Here is a 16,347-nt window from a genome sequence, read left to right on the forward strand (position 1 = left end):
GAGCATTGGAAGAGGGCGGCAGTAAAAGGTCCGGTTTTATCGAATTGGTGAGCCGGTTCGTGACCGGACGCAAAAAGATCACCGAAGAGGAGATCCACGATTTTATCGAGGCCACCGAGGAGGAAGGGCTGGTCAACGAGGAGGAGAGCGAGATGATCCGCTCCATCTTCTCACTGCGCACGACGGTGGTGCGCGAGATCATGGTCCCTCGTACCGACATGGCCTGCGTCAACATTGAAGACGGCATCCCCGAGATGCTGGAAACCATCATCGCCTGCGGCCACTCCCGCATCCCGGTCTACGAGAACACCACCGACAATATCATCGGCCTGCTCTACGCCAAGGACCTGCTGAAATTCTGGGGTAACGGCCAGGAGCAGCTCCAGGTGCGCACCATCATCCGCCCCCCCTACTTTATCCCCGAGACCAAGGACCTGGAACAACTGCTCCAGGAGTTCAAGCGCAAACGGGTCCACCTGGCCATCGTCATCGACGAATACGGCGGCACCTCGGGGCTGATCACCATCGAAGACCTGCTGGAACAGATCGTGGGCGACATCCAGGACGAGTACGACCGGGAAGAGGCGCTCTTCACCGCCAACAGCGACGGCTCCATCACCGCCGACGCCCGCATGCCGGTGGAGGATCTGGAAGACCACTTCGACGTGGAGATCGAACGGGACAAGTTCGACACCGTGGGCGGCCTGATCTTCCACCTGACCGGCAAGATCCCCGCCGTCGGCGACACCATGGAAGGGTCCGGCCTGCACCTGACCATTCTGGACGCCGACGAGCGCAAGGTAAAACAGGTCCGCATCGCACGCCAGGCAGCGATCGCCGGTAAAGCGCAGGGTGACGAGTGAAAACTTCATCCCTGCGTACCCAACTGGCAGCGGTCCTCGACCGGCCGGGGCTCTTTGCCATCGCCTCCGGGGTCCTGATTGCCCTCTCCTTTCCCACGGCCGGATTTTCCTTCCTGGCCTGGATCGCCCTGATACCGCTCCTGATCTCCCTGGAAGGGGCATCCCTGCGCCAGGCCTTTCGCCTGGGCTTTACCTGCGGCCTGGCCGCCTACATCCTCATCCTCTACTGGATCAATATCGTCGTCACCCACTTCGGCCATCTCCCCTGGGCGGTCAGCATCCCGCTCTACCTCGCCCTGGCGGCCTGGCTGGCCCTGTTTTACGGGCTGGCCACCCTGATCGCCCGCTATGGGGAACAGGGGAGGATCAAACTGGTATTCACCCTGCCGGTGGCCTGGGTGGCCCTGGATTTTCTCCGTTCCTTTCTGCTCACCGGCTTTCCCTGGGCCATGCTGGGACACTCCCAGTACCGCATCCTGCCGCTGATACAGATTGCGGACTTGAGCGGCGTCTACGGCATCACCCTGTTGATCGTGCTGACCAATGTGGTCCTCTACCGGGTGCTGCGTGCGGTTTCCGGGGCGAACGTCCCCTACCCCGCCAAGAGCGCCCTGTTGCTCCTGCTCCTGTTCACCGCCACCCTCTTCTACGGCTTCAACCGTCTGAACGGTGAGGAAAAGAACGCCGCCCCGCCCCTCAGGGTGGCCCTGATCCAGGGGAACATCGATCAGGATGTGAAATGGAGCCCGGCCTTTCAGGGGCAGACCATGGATATCTACGAGCGGCTCACCCGCGAGGCCGCACGTGGGGGGGTCGATCTGGTGGTCTGGCCGGAAAGCGCCGCACCGTTCTTCTTCCAGGACGAATTCCGGCAGGCGGAGCGGATCCGCTCCCTGGCGCGTGAGATCAACGCCTACGTGCTCTTCGGCAGCCCGGCCCACGAACTGCGTAACGGCACCCGCACCTTCCTCAACAGCGCCTTCGTCGTTGCCCCCAACGGCGAAACCAGCGCCAGGGGGGACAAGATACACCTGGTCCCCTTTGGGGAATACGTGCCGCTCAAACGTCTGCTCCCCTTCGTCAGCAAGCTGGTGGTGGGGATCGGCGACTTCTCCCCCGGCGAACGCGCCGCTCCGTTGGATGTGGGCCGGACCCGGGCGGGCCTTCTGGTCTGTTACGAGGGGGTTTTTCCCGAGTTGGCCCGGGAATACGTGAATAACGGCGCCCGCATCCTGGTGAACATCACCAACGATGCCTGGTACGGCCGTTCATCGGCTCCCTACCAGCACTTTTCCATCGCGGTGTTCCGCGCCGTGGAGACCCGCACGCCGCTGATCCGGGCCGCCAACACCGGCATCAGCGCCATTATCGACCAGAACGGCCACATCCGCGCCATGAGCACCATCTTCCAGGAGGAGGTGTGCACCGGCGAGATCCAGCCGGGGAGCGGCGACTCTCTGTATCTGAAAATAGGCGACTCGCCGGCCTGGTTCTGTGCTATGCTTACCCTGGGCGTGGTCCTGTTGGCCCGGTTCAGGCGGGAGCGACAGTAAAATCAATCAACCACCCCCTGCCCCCTCCTTATCAAGGAGGGGGAGAACTGGGCGTTTTCCCCCCTCCTAGTTTAGGAGGACCCTCTGGGGCCTAAAGGGTCGGGGGTGGTAGCCATCCTCTCGGTTTGTTTTTACAAGGATTAACTAATCATCAAGGAGTACGAGAACATGTTTCGTGAAGAAATAGCAAAAATGCAGGACTTTGAAGAACGGATCGCCAAACTTCGGGGGTCTCTTTGACATAGATGACAAGCGGGAAGCGCTTCAGGAGATCGAGGCGCAGATCGCGGTACCCGGTTTCTGGGATGCACTCGACAAATCCCAGGAGGTCCTCCGCAGGCGCACCGCCCTGGAAAAGCTCCTCCAGAGTTGGGATACCCTCGCCCGGCAGTTGGACGACGTGCGGGTAATGATCGAGTTGGGCGAAGAGGCCCAGGACGAGGCGACCCTTGCCGAGGTCAGGGAGATGAACAACCTCCTCCAGCAAGGTGTCGAGGCGGCCGAGTTTCAGCGCATGCTCTCCGGCCCCCATGACCGCAACTCCTGTTTCATCTCCATCAACCCCGGGGCCGGGGGGACGGAATCCCAGGACTGGGCCGAGATGCTGCTGCGCATGTACCTGCGCTACTGCGAGAAGAGGGGGTGGAAGACCGCCATCACCGACTTCCAGGCCGGGGACGAGGCGGGCATCAAATCCGTCACCTTCAGCGTTAGCGGCGAGTACGCCTACGGCCACCTCAAGGCCGAGGCGGGCATCCACCGCCTGGTGCGCATCTCCCCCTTCGACAGCAACGCCCGCCGCCACACCTCCTTTGCCTCGGTCTACGCTTTTCCCGAGATCGAGGAGGAGGATATCAGCATCAAGATCTCCGACTCGGACCTGCGGGTGGACACCTACCGCTCCAGCGGTTCCGGCGGCCAGCACGTCAACACCACCGACTCGGCCGTGCGCATCACCCACCTGGCCACCGGCATCGTGGTGGCCTGCCAGAGCGAGCGGAGCCAGATCCTCAACCGGGCCACGGCCATGAAGGTATTGCGGGCCAAACTGTACGAGCGGGAGGTGGAGGAGCGGAACGCCAAGGCCTCGGAGATCGCCGCGGAGAAGAAGGAGATCGGCTGGGGGAGCCAGATCCGCTCCTACGTGCTGCACCCCTACAAGATGGTCAAGGACCTGCGGACCGGCGTGGAATCGGGCAACCCGGACGCGGTGCTGGACGGGGCCCTGGACGATTTCGTGGTGGCCTACCTCATGGGGGTGCGCCGCCAGACGGCCGATGTGGACTAGCACGCCGGCCCGCCGACACAAAAAAGCCGTTCTGCCGGGGTGACCGGAGAACGGCTTTTTAGGTACTCTATCTGACAGGCAGGGTCTAGACCAGGGCGCTCACCGAAGAGTCGGAACGCAGCATGAGATCCATCATGCGCGCCATCATCACCGGCGGCGTCTGGTACACCAGGGTGTTGGTGCTGTCCATGAACCTGATGCGCAGGTCGCCTTTCGAGTTATAGGTAAAGAGCACCGCTCCGATCCGGCTGCCGATTTTGTCGCTCTTGCCCCGCGAGGCGTCTTTCATGGCGGCTTGGGCTTGGGACCGGTCCTTGCCCAGCAGGGTTACCGTATCAGCCGCGGCGGTTTTCGCCTCCGGGGTGACCGCCAGGCTATCCGGCGTCGAATTGGCCGCTTCGACGCCGCCTGACACCGGGTTCACAACCATCGCCGTGTCCGTTGCCGCCGCCGTCCCCCCCGTTGTTATCGGATATGTCGTCATGGTGTTTCCCCCTCTTCAGGGCAAGGCACATAAACAAGCTTTTGTCCAATGTTTGTTATTATATGATATTTCAGGCGATTTGCAACTGCAATTATTTTTTTACACAAAGCAACATTGCTTGCAGGGTCACGAGGGGCAAGTCTCCCGCATCGGGACGAGCCAGCCGGGCGACCGGGGCAAAAAGTTCTTTACTCCCTGTGGTCAATTATGGATACTAGTTCCATTCGACCCTTTTCATCACGTCACAACAAAGACCATCTTCGAGCCATGTTCTCTACCTGCAAACCAGCCATCATCGCTTTATTCGCCATCGTACTCCTTTCCAGCCCGGGTTGCGGACACGCGGCCTCTCCATCGGGGCTCGACCGCCTGGGCTACGCCATCCAGATGGGCGCCTTTGCCGACGTCAAGAATGCGGAGCGCTTTACCGACACCCTCCAGAAAAAGGGGATCGAGGCCTTTTACTTCCGCAAGGACAACGGCATCTATGCCGTGCGCTTCGGCGACTTCGCCACGAAGGACAAGGCCCGCGCCGCGGCCAAACGACTGGTGGCGGACCGGCTGATCGGCGGCTACTATATCGCCCCTCCCAACGAGATCGTCTTTGCCCGCCCCCGGGAAGCGGGGTGGCAGAAACCGGCCGGGGAAGAGATCACCTCACCCCGTTTAAGCGACAGCTCCAAAATGGCGCGGGACAAGGGCACGCCCCGGACCGGTAAGATCGCGGAGAGCGTCCAGCCGAGACCGGCGCGGGGCGACCGGGACATGGGGGCCATCGCCGCCCGCACCGCCGAGCGTTTCGTGGGCATCCCCTACCGCTGGGGCGGGGAGAACGTGGTGGACGGCATGGATTGCAGCGGCTTTGTGCGGGCGGTCTACAACCTGTGCGGCCTCAGCATTCCCCGGACCTCCCGGGACCAGTTCAAGGCCGGCGACCAGGTAGCGAAGGATGACCTGCGGGATGGAGATTTGCTCTTTTTCGGCTCATCGGCCGACAGCATCAGCCACGTGGGCATCTACGTGGGGAGCGGCAGGTTCGTGCACGCCCCCCGCCGCGGCGAGGACATCAAGGTATCCGCTGTTGACGAAAGTTATTTCGAGCGGCACTTTATCGGCGCACGCAGGTATTTTCAATAACAATAACAATTACGAACAAGTTCCACGCCCTTGAATTCGTGACGTCTGAACGGCGGAGCGAGCGTCATGCCGGAGTCCAACGCCGCCCGGAAGTATCATGCCGCACGTGTCGCGGGTACTCCGCCACGACGGAGCCCGGGCCCACAGCGCCGGGACTGAGGCATGCCAAGCGAGCGGAACCGTTCGGGCGTCACGGATTCAGCTTCCTATGGAATCCGTGACGGGATCATCGGATTCAGACTACGACCACGAGGTTTTACCATGGCATTTATCAAACCGTTCCGGGCGTTGCGCCCCCCCAAAGATCTGGCCGACAAGGTAGCGGCCCTCCCCTATGACGTGATGAACGTGGCAGAGGCCCGCCAGATGGCGGCCGGCAACCCCGCCAGTTTCCTGCACGTCTCCCGGCCCGAGATCGACCTCGCCACCGGCACCGACCCCCACGACGAGCCGGTCTATGTGCAGGGAAGGAAAAACCTGGCAGAATTCATCCGGCGCGGCATCCTGGTCCAGGACGACCGGGAATGCTTCTACGTCTACCGCCAGCGCATGGGGGAGATCACCCAGACCGGCCTGGTGGTCTGCACCAGCGTGGACGACTATCAGTCCGGCGTGATCAAGAAGCACGAGCTCACCAGGGCCGACAAGGAGGATGACCGGGTCAAGCACATCGATTACCTGGACGCCAACGACGAGCCGGTCTTCTACCTCTCCCGCTCCAGCGCAGAGATCGAGACCATCATCTCGGGGATCACGGCCGCCCCCCCCGAATACGATTTCACCACCGACGACGGCGTGAGCCACACCCTCTGGATCGTCGCCGACCAGACGCTCATCGGCCGGCTGACCGGCCTGTTCGCCGCCATCCCCCGCCTGTACGTGGCCGACGGCCATCACCGCAGCGCCGCTGCCGGCCGGGTGCGCGAACTGCGCCGGGAGAAGAATCCGGGCCACACCGGCCGGGAGGAGTACAACGTCTTCCTCACCGTCATCTTCCCCGAGACCCAGCTCAACATCATGCCCTACAACCGTGCCGTCAAGGACCTGAACGGCCGGACCGCGGCCGAATTCCTGGCCCGGGTGGAGGAGGCCTTCACGCTCCTCCCGTCCCCGGTGCCGGTCATACCGTGCGAGCGCCATCAGTTCGGCATGTACCTGGATGGCCGCTGGTACCAACTCCATGCCCGCGACACCATCGTGGACGAGTCGGACACGGTCGGCCGCCTGGACGTGTCAATCCTCCAGGACCGCCTGCTCGACCCCATCCTGGGCATCGGCAATCCCCGCACCGACAAGCGCATCCATTTTGTCGGCGGCATCAGGGGGAACGACGAACTGGTGAAGCTGGTGGATTCGGGCGAGTACGCCGTGGCCTTCTCCCTCTACCCGACCTCGATCCGCGAACTGATCGAACTGGCCGACCAGGACCGGATCATGCCCCCCAAATCCACCTGGTTCGAGCCCAAACTGCGGAGCGGCCTCTTCGTGCACCTGCTTTCCTGACGGGCTGGGCATCCCCTCCGAGAAGGCGGCCCCATCCCGAGCATTTCGAACACCCCCGGCCAAAGGCTGGGGGTGTTCGGCCATCGAGGTGCTCCGCAAGATTGGAGAAGGTCTTTGAGCCTGCCGGGACCGCCCCTCCCCTCCTCCCATTCCTCTGGATATTTTTTCCATTAAGCGTATAACCGATTGAGCGTGTGACATCTTCCGTAAAGAAGGAACCGGTAATGTTCAAGAAACCGCTGCCCGAGGAAACCCGCTACACGATCATCTTTGTCGGCATCGTACTCCTGTCCCCCCTCCTGTTCTTCGCCCTCAACCATTTTTTCCAAGGGGACTCTTCGACGCTCCAGTCCGGCAAGAAGAAAGAACCTGCGGTCATCGTCTCCGAGTCGGAAAAGGCGGACATCATATCCAAGGCCACCTCAAAATCGGTCGCGGATACCGTCCGCGATGCGGTGAGCCAGGGGGACTACTCCACGGCGCACCTGCAACTGAGCAAGGCGCCCAAGGACTCGGCGGAATACGAGGAGTTGCGGAAGCTGCTGGCCTCCAACCCCCGCGCCCGCAAACTGCCCGGTATCAGGAAAGAGGCGGACACGACCCAAAGCCCCTTGCGCTATCTGGATGAATCGACCCCCCGGGACAGGTTCGGCGAAGGCCTTTTCCTCTACTTGGTGGAGGTGTCCGGGAGCGTCTGGCCCAAGTTCTGCATCCAGTCCGTGGGCAAACGGGCCCTGGACATCACCGGCTTCAGGATCAAGGCGGACGCCAAGACCTTCACCATACCTGCCACGGCCGTCAAGCAGGAGAAGTCCCCCGGCAAGGTGGCCGAGTATTTCGACGCCCCGGTGGACCAACTCTCCTACGACGCCATGCGCGCCCTGATCAAGGCACGCAAGGCGACTCTCACCTGCATCGGGAAATCGGACGAGCGGGTGCGGGCGATTACGGATGCGGAGAAGAAGGGACTGGGCAGGATGATGGATGCCTATACCGCCCTGGGGGGCAGTTTCGCATTCGTCCAGCACTGATAGCGGGAGATATGGCGCGTTTTGAGCACAAATGCCCTGAATCATGCCATGCAACGACATTCTCCAGGAGGCGTGTGAACTCCATGATCATCCCCATTGCGTCTTACGTTCTGCGATTCTTTGCATTATCGACCTTTTTGCTCGCCGCTTCCACCTGCATGGCCTCCTCCCCGGGGAACTCCGTCGCCTCCCCCACATCAATCCGCGTTGTCATGGACAACAATTACCCGCCGTATGTCTTTAAAGGCGACCAGGGGCAATTGAAAGGCATTACCGTTGACCAGTGGAACCTTTGGGAGAAGAGAACCGGAATCCATGTCGAACTGACCGGAACCGACTGGAGCGATGCCCAACGCAGAATGGACGCGGGCGAGTTCGATGTGATCGATACGATCTTCCGCAACGAGAAGCGCGAGAAAGTATATGACTTTACCAAACCCTACGCGGTTATCCCCGTACCGCTGTTTTTCCACAAAGATATCTCCGGCATCAGCGGGCCTGATGACGCCAGGGGATTCATGGTTGCCGCCAAGGCGGGCGGCAATGTCCTTGACGTTCTCAGGAAACATGGCGTCACCAACATCGTGGAATACCCCAGTTACGAGAAGATCATTGAGGCGGCTTATGACGGCAAGGTGAAGGTATTTACCGTCGACCGCCCGCCGGCTTTATATCATTTGAACAAAATGGGGATTCAGGATCAGTTTCGGGAGACGGCACCGCTTTACAGCGGCGAATTTCGCCGTGCGGTGCCCAAGGGCCGGAACGATCTGCTGGCCATGGTCGAGAAAGGTTTTGCCGGCATCACGCCTGCCGAATACCGCGCCATCGATAAAAAATGGATGGGGATACCCATAAGCGCTTCGCCGTACGTCCGATATGTGGGCTATTCGGCCCTGGTGATTGCCGCCCTCGTGGCCGGGCTGCTGGTGTGGTTGAGGTTGCTGAAGAGAGCCGTTTCCAGGAAAACCCGGGAGCTTTCGGGGAGCGAGGAGCGCTTCCGCAGTATTATGTCCCTGTCACCCGACATCATCAGTATTATCGGTAAAGATGGAGCTTTTGAATACAACTCGCCGTCGGCCGAGCGAATTCACGGGTATGCTCAAGACGAGATGTTGGGGCTCACGCCCCTTGACCTCGCCCACCCGGAAGACCGGGAGCGCGTCGATCGCGTCTTCAAGGAACTCCTGAAAACCCCGGAGAAGATCGCAAACGTGCAGTACCGGTACCGGAACAAGGACGGCAGCTACACCTGGGTGGAATGGTGCGCCTGCAACCAGCTTTCCAACCCCCATATCAATGGAATCATCGCCATATCGAGAAACATCGAGGACCGGAAAAGGGTTGAAAGCGAGCGCCTGAAGCTGGAACAGCAACTCCTCCACGCCCAGAAACTCGAGAGCCTGGGGGTATTGGCCGGCGGCATCGCCCACGACTTCAACAACATCCTGATGACCATCATGGGCAACGCCGATCTGGCCTTGATGCGCATCACCGCCGAATCCCCCGCCGTCGAGAATCTGCGCCGGATAGAGAATGCCGCCGCCCAGGCGGCCGACCTTGCCAAACAAATGCTCGCCTACTCGGGCAAGGGAAAATTCGTTGTCGAGCACATCAACGTGAACTCCCTCCTGACAGAGATGCTGCACATGCTTGAGGTATCCATCTCCAAGAGCGCCGTATTGCGTCTCGACCTCGCCAGGGACCTGCCGCTCGTGGAAGCCGACACCACCCAGATGCGCCAGATAATCATGAACCTGATTATCAACGCCTCCGAAGCCATCGGCGATACAAGCGGCGTCATCGCCGTCAGCACCGGTTGCATGGACTGTGATCCCGGTTATTTAAAAGACACCTGGCTCGATGAAGACATCACCGCAGGGCCCTATGTCTACCTGGAAATTGCCGACACCGGCTGCGGCATGGACAAAGAGACCCTCGCCAGGATCTTCGACCCCTTTTTCACCACCAAGTTCACCGGCCGCGGCCTCGGCATGGCCGCCGTCCTCGGCATCCTGCGGGGCCACAAGGGCGCCATCAAAATCTACACCGAGCCGGGCAAAGGGACCACCTTCAAGATCCTGCTGCCTGCCGACAGCCGCCCTGCCGAACCGGCCGGTCACGACAGCGGCCGGAACGACTGGCATGGTGCGGGAAAGGTCCTGATCGTGGATGACGATGAGACCATCCTCGGCATCGGATCGGAAATGCTTGAAGAGCTGGGTTTCAGCACCACCACCGCCAGGGACGGCAGGGAGGCGGTAGCCATCTTCAAAGAGACCCCCGACATCGCCTTCGTCATTCTCGACCTGACCATGCCGCACATGAACGGCGAGGAGTGTTTTCGCGAACTCAGGCGTATACGGCCCGATGTCAAGGTGATCATATCCAGCGGCTACAATGAGCAGGAGGTTACCCGGAAGTTTGCGGGCAAGGGGCTGGCGGGCTTCATCCAAAAACCCTACCGGTTGTCGGCGTTGCAGGAGGCTCTACAGGGGATTTAAAACATTTACCCGGATTGGTCGACAGCCCCCTCACCGTTCCGTCACATCGATTATGGTTCCTATCCCGTTGAGCTGCGCTCGTGTTTTTCGTGGACAAGCTCTTTTTTGGGGGGTCATTGCGTCTGTGACGCATTCCCCGTCTCCCCACCCAATGCCTGATAGAGCGTCATCAGGTTCTTGAGCCGGTTCAGGCGGTTCGCCGCCAGGCTCTTCTCGGCGCTGCGCCGGCTCTCCTGGGCATCCAGCCAGAGTTGCACCGCGGTATAGCCGGCGCGGTAGCGGATCTCGGCCAACTCCTCGGACCGCTTCGCCAGCGCCAGCGCCTCTTCCAACCGTTTCCCCTCCGCTTCATACTGGGTGCGCCCCGCCAGGGCGTTTTCCACATCGCTCAGGGCGGCGTACAGGGTCTGCCGGAAGGAGACCACCGCCTCCTCGTACTGCGTCTCCGAGATCTTCACATTCAACTGCATGGTGTTCCACTGGAGAAACGGCAGGGTCAGGCCGGCGCCCAGGGCGGCGACCGGATTTTGCAGCACGTTCGCCAGGCTGGTGCTGCTGCTGCCCAGGCTGCCGGTCAGGGTGAGCGCCGGATAGTAGCTGGCCCGGGTGCTGTCCACGTTGGCCAGGTATTCCCGCAGGCGCAGTTCGGCGGCGTGCACATCGGGACGTTGGCCCAACAGGCTGGCCGGCAGGCCGGCCGCCACGGCGGGCAGCGGGCCGTCCGGCAACGCCGTGCGCTCGGGCACGCTGTTCTCCGGCGCCTGGTCGAACAGGATCGCCAGGGCGTTGCGCGCCTCGGCCCGCTGGCGCACAAGCGAGGCGAGATCGGCTTTCTGGGTGGCCACGGCCTGCCGGGCCTGGACCAGGTCCAGACTGGAAACGGCGCCGGCACGGTATTTCACCTCCACCAGTTCCAGGCTTTTTTCCGCATAGGCGATGCTCGCCTCGCTGGTGGCGATGAGTTGGTTCAGGTAGGCGACCTGCCAGTAATCCGCCGCCGTGGTGCCGATGAGCGACAGGGCCGTGCTCCGCCGGTCCACCTCCGTGGCCTCGGCCTCCCAGCGGCTGGCGTCCCGCGTGGCGTCAAGCCTGCCCCACAGGTCCACCTCGTAGCTCAACGACCCGGTCACGCTATGGGTCTGGGTGTCGGCATGGTTCTTCAGGTCGCGGCTGATGCTGCTCGTAGCCCCGACGCTCACGGAGGGGGTCAGGTTGGTGTTGGTCAGGCGGGCGGTGAGTTGGGCTCGGCGGACCTTGATGGCGGCCGCGGCCAGGTCGTTGTTGGTAGTGAGCGCCCGCTCGATCAACTCGTCCAGCAGCGGGTCGTCGAACCCCTTCCACCACTGTTTGCCGCTTGCCACCCCGGTGCCGGTGGTGGCCTGCCCCTGCCACTGGTGGGGCAGGGTAACCTGGGGAGGCGTATAGTCGCTGCGGGGCAGCAGGCTGCACCCGCCGGTGAACAGGGCAGCGGCGAGCAGCAGGGTGAGCGCCCGGCAGTGCGGTGCGCGGTATCCGGTCATCATGGTCGTTACTCCCGTGCCAGCGCTTCGATCGGGTCGAGCCGGGCGGCGTTGCGCGCCGGCAGGAAACCGAACATGACCCCGATCATGGATGAGCAGAGAAATGCCGAAACGATGGAGAAGATGGAAAATTTCATGGTAAAGCTCGTGACGAACATGTGGAAGATCATCCCCACGCCATAGGAAAGCACGATGCCGATGGAGCCGCCGATCAGGCAGACCAGGACCGATTCGATCAGGAACTGCTGCATGATGTCGTTCTGCCGGGCGCCCACCGCCATGCGGATGCCGATTTCGTGGGTACGCTCCGTGACCGAAACCAGCATGATGTTCATGACCCCAATCCCCCCCACGATGAGCGAGATGACGGCAATGGCCGAGATCATCAGGGTGAGGGTGGCGGTGGTCTTCTTCACGGTCTTGAGGATGCTGTCGCTGCTGTTGGTATAGAAGTCCTTGGTGCCGTGGCGCTGTTTGAGCAGCTTGATGATGCTCTGCTCGGCGATCTGATTGGAGACCCCCTCCTTCACCCGGACCGTGATGGAGCTGAAGTACGTCTGCCCCAAAAGCCGGCTCATGGCGGCGCTGTAGGGCATCCAGAGCTCCAGGTTCTGGTTGTTGCCGAAGGGGCTCTCCTTCTCCTTGGTCACGCCGATGACCTGGCAGGGGAGCGCGCCGAGGAAGAGGATCTTGCCGATGGGGTCCTCCTTGGCGAAGAACTTTTTGCTGGTGTTCTGGTCGATCACCACCACCTGGGCCTGCCGCTTCACATCCCCGGCATCGAACGCCGAACCTTGCGCAATCTCGTAGCCGCGCACGCGGAAATACTGTTCGCCGACGCCCTTGATGGAGGCGCTGGCCTTGATGTTGCGGTAGCGCACCAATTCGCTGTCGCTGGTGCCCGGCGTGGCGCTGTCCACATAGACCTGGGACTTCAGCGCCTCCATATCGGCCGGGACCAGGGTGTAGATGCTGCCGGCGTCTTCGTCCCCCCAATCGTTGCCGGGATAGATATCGATGACGTTGGTGCCCATGGAGCTGATGTCGTTGATCACCTTCTGGCGCGCCCCCTGCCCCAACGCCACCACCGAGACCACCGAGGTGATGCCGATGATGATGCCCAGCATGGTCAACAGCGTCCGCATCCGGTGGGATGACATGGCGATGAGGGCCATCTTGAACGCCTCGGCGAAACGCCCCCAATGGGCCTGAAGCGGGTTGCCCGGCTCGTCCCCAAGGGGTTTCTCCGGCAGGGTGGCCTTATCCTTTGCCGGAGCCTTCGGGTTGGGCTGGTCCCGGATGATCTCGCCGTCGCTGATCTCGATGATGCGCTCGGCGTTGTTGGCCACCTGCATGTCGTGGGTGACCAGGATGATGGTGTGGCCCCGGCCGTGCAGTTCGTGGAGGATGTTCATCATCTCCTGGCCGCTCCTGCTGTCCAGGGCGCCGGTCGGCTCGTCGGCCAGGATGACGTCGCCCCCGTTCATGAGCGCCCGGGCGATACTCACCCGCTGCTGCTGTCCGCCCGAGAGCTGATTGGGGCGGTGGTCCCAGCGGTCTTCGAGACCGAGGCGGGCCAGCAGTTCATGGGCCCTGGCCCGGCGCGGGGCCTTCTTGACCCCGGAATAGACCGCCGGAATCTCGGTATTCTGGGTCGCGCTCAGGTGGGGCATGAGATGATAGCGCTGGAAGATGAAGCCGAAGTATTCCCGGCGCAGCTTGGCCAGTTCGTCGCTGGACAGGGCACCGGTCTCCTGGCCGTTGACCCGGTAGCTCCCCTCGCTGGGACGGTCCAGACAGCCCAGGATATTCATCAGGGTGGACTTCCCCGAGCCGGAGGCGCCGACGATGGCAACCATCTCGCCCGCATGGATGGACAGATTGATCCCCTTCAGCACCGGGATCTCCTGCCCTCCGGTGACGAACCGGCGTCCCAGCTGGGAGAGTTCGAGTAATGGCCGGTCCATGCTCAGCGTCTCCCGCCCGGCGGCGGCCCGGGGTGCTGGCTGGTGGTGGTCGCCGGCACGGAGGTGCTGTCCCCCACCACGACCTTGTCACCCTCCCGTAATCCCTCCAGCACCTGCGCGTAGACGCTGTTATTGATGCCCACCCGGATGGTGCGGGTATCGGGCGCATCGTTTTTCAGGACCCGCACCGTATAGCGGCCGTCCTTCAGCTTGTCCCCCAGGGCCGAAGTGGGGATGCAGAGGGCGTGTTTCGCCTCGTTCAGAACGATGGACACCTGGGCGGTCATGGAGACCCGCAGCTTGTTATCCGGGTTGGGAACTTCGAACAGGCCGTAGTAATAGACCGCCGAACTGCTGGTGGAACTGCTGCTACTGCTGGTGGTGGTACTGCTGGTACTGCTGGAAACCGGCCCCGGCTCTATGGCCCGCAATTTACTGTAGTACCTGGTGTCCGCATCCCCCAGCAGGGTGAAATAGGTCGTCAGGCCCGGCTTGACCCGCATAACGTCCGCTTCCGAGATCTTGGCCTTGACGGTAATGGTATCCAGGGTAGCCAGGGTGATGATGGTGGTGGCCGACTGGGTGGAGACCACGGTCTGCCCCTCGTCCGTATCGATGGAGATGACGGTCCCGTCCATGGGGGCGCTGATCTGGGTGTACCCCAGATTGGCCTTGGCCGTATCCACGGCAATGATCGCCTTCTTGATCTGGGCATCCAGGGAGGCGATGGTATGACGCGTACTGTCGAGCGACGCCTGGGCGCTTTCCAGGTCCGCATGGGAGGCGGCGTCCTGGGACGCCATCTGGCTCTGGCGCTGCCAGGCCAGGGCATACTGTTTCAGGAGCGCCTGGGAGGAGCGCTTCTGGGCGCGCAGGTTCTCCACCTGGGCCTCCGCATCCTTGAGGGAGTTCAACTGGGTCACCGAATCGATCTCGGCCACCAACTGCCCCTTTTTGACCCGGTCCCCCAGGGCCACGTGCAGCGTCTTCAACTGCCCGGACACCTGGGCGCCGACCGCGACCGTCTTGAAGGCCTTCAGGATGCCGCTGGCCAGGACGCTTTCCTCGATGTCCATCCTGGAGGCGCTTGCGGTGACATACGTGACCTTGGGCTTGGCGAAGAAAAAATGCCTGACCCCAAAACCGCCCCCCGCGAGGAGCGCGACGATGCCCAGGGCGATGATAATTCGTTTACGCGCTAACTTTGTCATTGAATCGATCCGTTTCTATGCCTGGCCGCGAATGGCTGCCATCCCGGCCAGGGAAAATTTCACCACATGATCCGCAAACGCCTCGAGGTCGTCCATGGGATGAGCGGCCTTCCCGCCCCCCCCGTGTCTGTTCCTTTTCATCAACATCGGATTGACGCACATGCTGAGGATGCACACCTCGCAGAACTGCACCTGGACATCGGAGGCGTGGGTCCCGAGCAGTTCCCGCACCACGGCCAGGGTCTTCTCCCGCAGGGGATCGAGCTCCGAGCGCATGAGGTCCTCCAGAAGGCCGGTGGGATTGGTGAGTTCCATCTGGGAGATGGCGAAATCCCGGCACTTCTCGTCGGCAATCCGTGCCATGATCGCCGTGACCTGCCCCCGCAGCCGCTCCTCAGGAGGCGCGGCCGCAGTCACGCCCCCATCGGGCGGATGCACCTGCATGGCCTCGCGAAAGGCATGGAGCCACGCTTCCCGGTACAGGGCCTTCTTGCTGCCGAAATAATAATTGACGGCGGAGATATTGGCCTCGGCCCTGTTGCAGATCTCGGCCACGGTCGCATCCCGGTAGCCCATTTCGACAAACACTGCAGTTGCGGCATCCAGGAGTCTTTCCTTGGTTTTGACGGGATCTCTTCCGGCCATGGCACGCCTCGACTCTTATTTGAAATTACCATTTCAAACATTAATTTAAAACTATCATTTAAAACTGTCAAGAGATTATTTCAGCGTTGATGAGAAGGCGTTCAAGGTCGCCACGAGGGGGCCGGTATACCCGGCGCAAACCGGTGAGAAAACAAAGCGCCCGGTCCGTTGGGGGAGTCGAAGACGAGCCAACGAAGCGAGCGTCTTGGTGCGGATTGGGGATCAGCAGCAACAGGAGCCTCCATCTCCTCCAGGGCTCTCTTCTTCGTACGGCAGGGCAAGATATCGCCACGCGCCGACGCGCCGGAACAGCAACCTGATCGGCGTCTGGGCCTCGTGGGCCGCCAGGGTATCCTTCAGCTCTTTGATGGTTCTGGTAGGTCTTCCGTCTACCTCGGAGATGATGTCGCCGGTCGCCACCCCGGCCAGGTCGGCCGCGCCGCCCCACCTGACCGCCATGACGATGATCCCGGCCACCAATTCCATCCCGCTGCGCAGGGCGGAGACATGATCTATTTCCGTGACGGCCATGCCCAGGATATCAAGCTTGACCGGGCATGTTTCCCGCACCTGTTCTCGAAGATAAGGTAATGCCATCGCAGCCTCCCGTACCTGCTGTTCGTAGAGGATTATGGGGACAG

General features: G+C 61.8%; 13 protein-coding genes. 7 read left to right on the plus strand and 6 right to left on the minus strand.

The genetic code is table 11. The annotated features are described in order from the left end of the window. Positions 1-5: 5 nt before the first annotated feature. The 3 genes from ET418_RS14115 (at position 6) to prfB (ending at position 3,704) form a co-directional block, all read left to right on the plus strand. On the plus strand, positions 6-863 hold the full coding sequence (locus ET418_RS14115) for a hemolysin family protein (RefSeq protein ID WP_149308612.1): 858 nt from the start codon (positions 6-8) through the stop codon (positions 861-863). Next, on the plus strand, positions 860-2,416 hold the full coding sequence (gene lnt, locus ET418_RS14120; protein WP_149308614.1) for an apolipoprotein N-acyltransferase: 1,557 nt from the start codon (positions 860-862) through the stop codon (positions 2,414-2,416). Before ET418_RS14115 ends, lnt begins: the two co-directional genes overlap by 4 nt. 168 nt (positions 2,417-2,584) lie before the next feature. Beyond that, positions 2,585-3,704 (plus strand): peptide chain release factor 2 gene (gene prfB, locus ET418_RS14125; RefSeq protein WP_188055590.1). Its coding sequence is split into 2 segments (ribosomal slippage): positions 2,585-2,653 and positions 2,655-3,704, totalling 1,119 coding nucleotides; the frame shifts between segments, so codons are not numbered across the junction. Between the two features lie 85 nt (positions 3,705-3,789). Here prfB and ET418_RS14130 read toward each other — a convergent pair. Then, positions 3,790-4,188, minus strand: a complete 399-nt coding sequence (locus tag ET418_RS14130) for a hypothetical protein (RefSeq protein ID WP_149308617.1) — start codon at positions 4,186-4,188, stop codon at positions 3,790-3,792. 267 nt (positions 4,189-4,455) lie between these two features. Here ET418_RS14130 and ET418_RS14135 point away from each other — a divergent pair, with 267 nt between their 5' ends. The 4 genes from ET418_RS14135 to ET418_RS14150 all read left to right on the plus strand — a co-directional run bounded on the left by ET418_RS14135 (position 4,456) and on the right by ET418_RS14150 (position 10,363). Then, entirely contained in the window at positions 4,456-5,325 is an 870-nt protein-coding gene (locus ET418_RS14135; protein ID WP_149308619.1) for an NlpC/P60 family protein, read from the plus strand. A gap of 261 nt (positions 5,326-5,586) precedes the next feature. Next, positions 5,587-6,828, plus strand: coding sequence for a DUF1015 domain-containing protein (locus ET418_RS14140; protein ID WP_149308621.1), 1,242 nt, complete (start codon positions 5,587-5,589; stop codon positions 6,826-6,828). 224 nt (positions 6,829-7,052) lie between these two features. Beyond that, entirely contained in the window at positions 7,053-7,859 is an 807-nt protein-coding gene (locus tag ET418_RS14145) for a hypothetical protein (RefSeq protein WP_149308623.1), read from the plus strand. A gap of 83 nt (positions 7,860-7,942) precedes the next feature. Beyond that, complete coding sequence (locus ET418_RS14150) at positions 7,943-10,363, plus strand: transporter substrate-binding domain-containing protein (protein ID WP_246153101.1); 2,421 nt, start codon at positions 7,943-7,945, stop codon at positions 10,361-10,363. A 113-nt stretch (positions 10,364-10,476) separates the two neighbouring features. On the opposite strand, the gene ET418_RS14155 is transcribed toward ET418_RS14150, so the two are convergent. The 5 genes from ET418_RS14155 to ET418_RS14175 form a co-directional block, all read right to left on the minus strand. After that, entirely contained in the window at positions 10,477-11,886 is a 1,410-nt protein-coding gene (locus ET418_RS14155) for an efflux transporter outer membrane subunit (RefSeq protein WP_246153102.1), read from the minus strand. 5 nt (positions 11,887-11,891) lie between these two features. Continuing rightward, a complete protein-coding gene (locus tag ET418_RS14160) occupies positions 11,892-13,850 on the minus strand; it encodes a MacB family efflux pump subunit (protein ID WP_149308627.1) in 1,959 nt (652 codons plus the stop codon). A 2-nt stretch (positions 13,851-13,852) separates the two neighbouring features. Next, positions 13,853-15,061, minus strand: coding sequence for a macrolide transporter subunit MacA (macA, locus tag ET418_RS14165; RefSeq protein WP_149308629.1), 1,209 nt, complete (start codon positions 15,059-15,061; stop codon positions 13,853-13,855). Positions 15,062-15,076: 15 nt separating this feature from the next. After that, a complete protein-coding gene (locus ET418_RS14170; protein ID WP_149308631.1) occupies positions 15,077-15,706 on the minus strand; it encodes a CerR family C-terminal domain-containing protein in 630 nt (209 codons plus the stop codon). A 222-nt stretch (positions 15,707-15,928) separates the two neighbouring features. Then, positions 15,929-16,303 (minus strand): PDZ domain-containing protein, encoded by a 375-nt coding sequence (locus tag ET418_RS14175; RefSeq protein WP_149308633.1) that lies wholly within the window; start codon positions 16,301-16,303, stop codon positions 15,929-15,931. Positions 16,304-16,347 lie beyond the last annotated feature (44 nt).

This window comes from Oryzomonas rubra (assembly GCF_008369015.1).
GTDB classification, from domain to species: Bacteria; Desulfobacterota; Desulfuromonadia; order Geobacterales; family Pseudopelobacteraceae; genus Oryzomonas; species Oryzomonas japonica.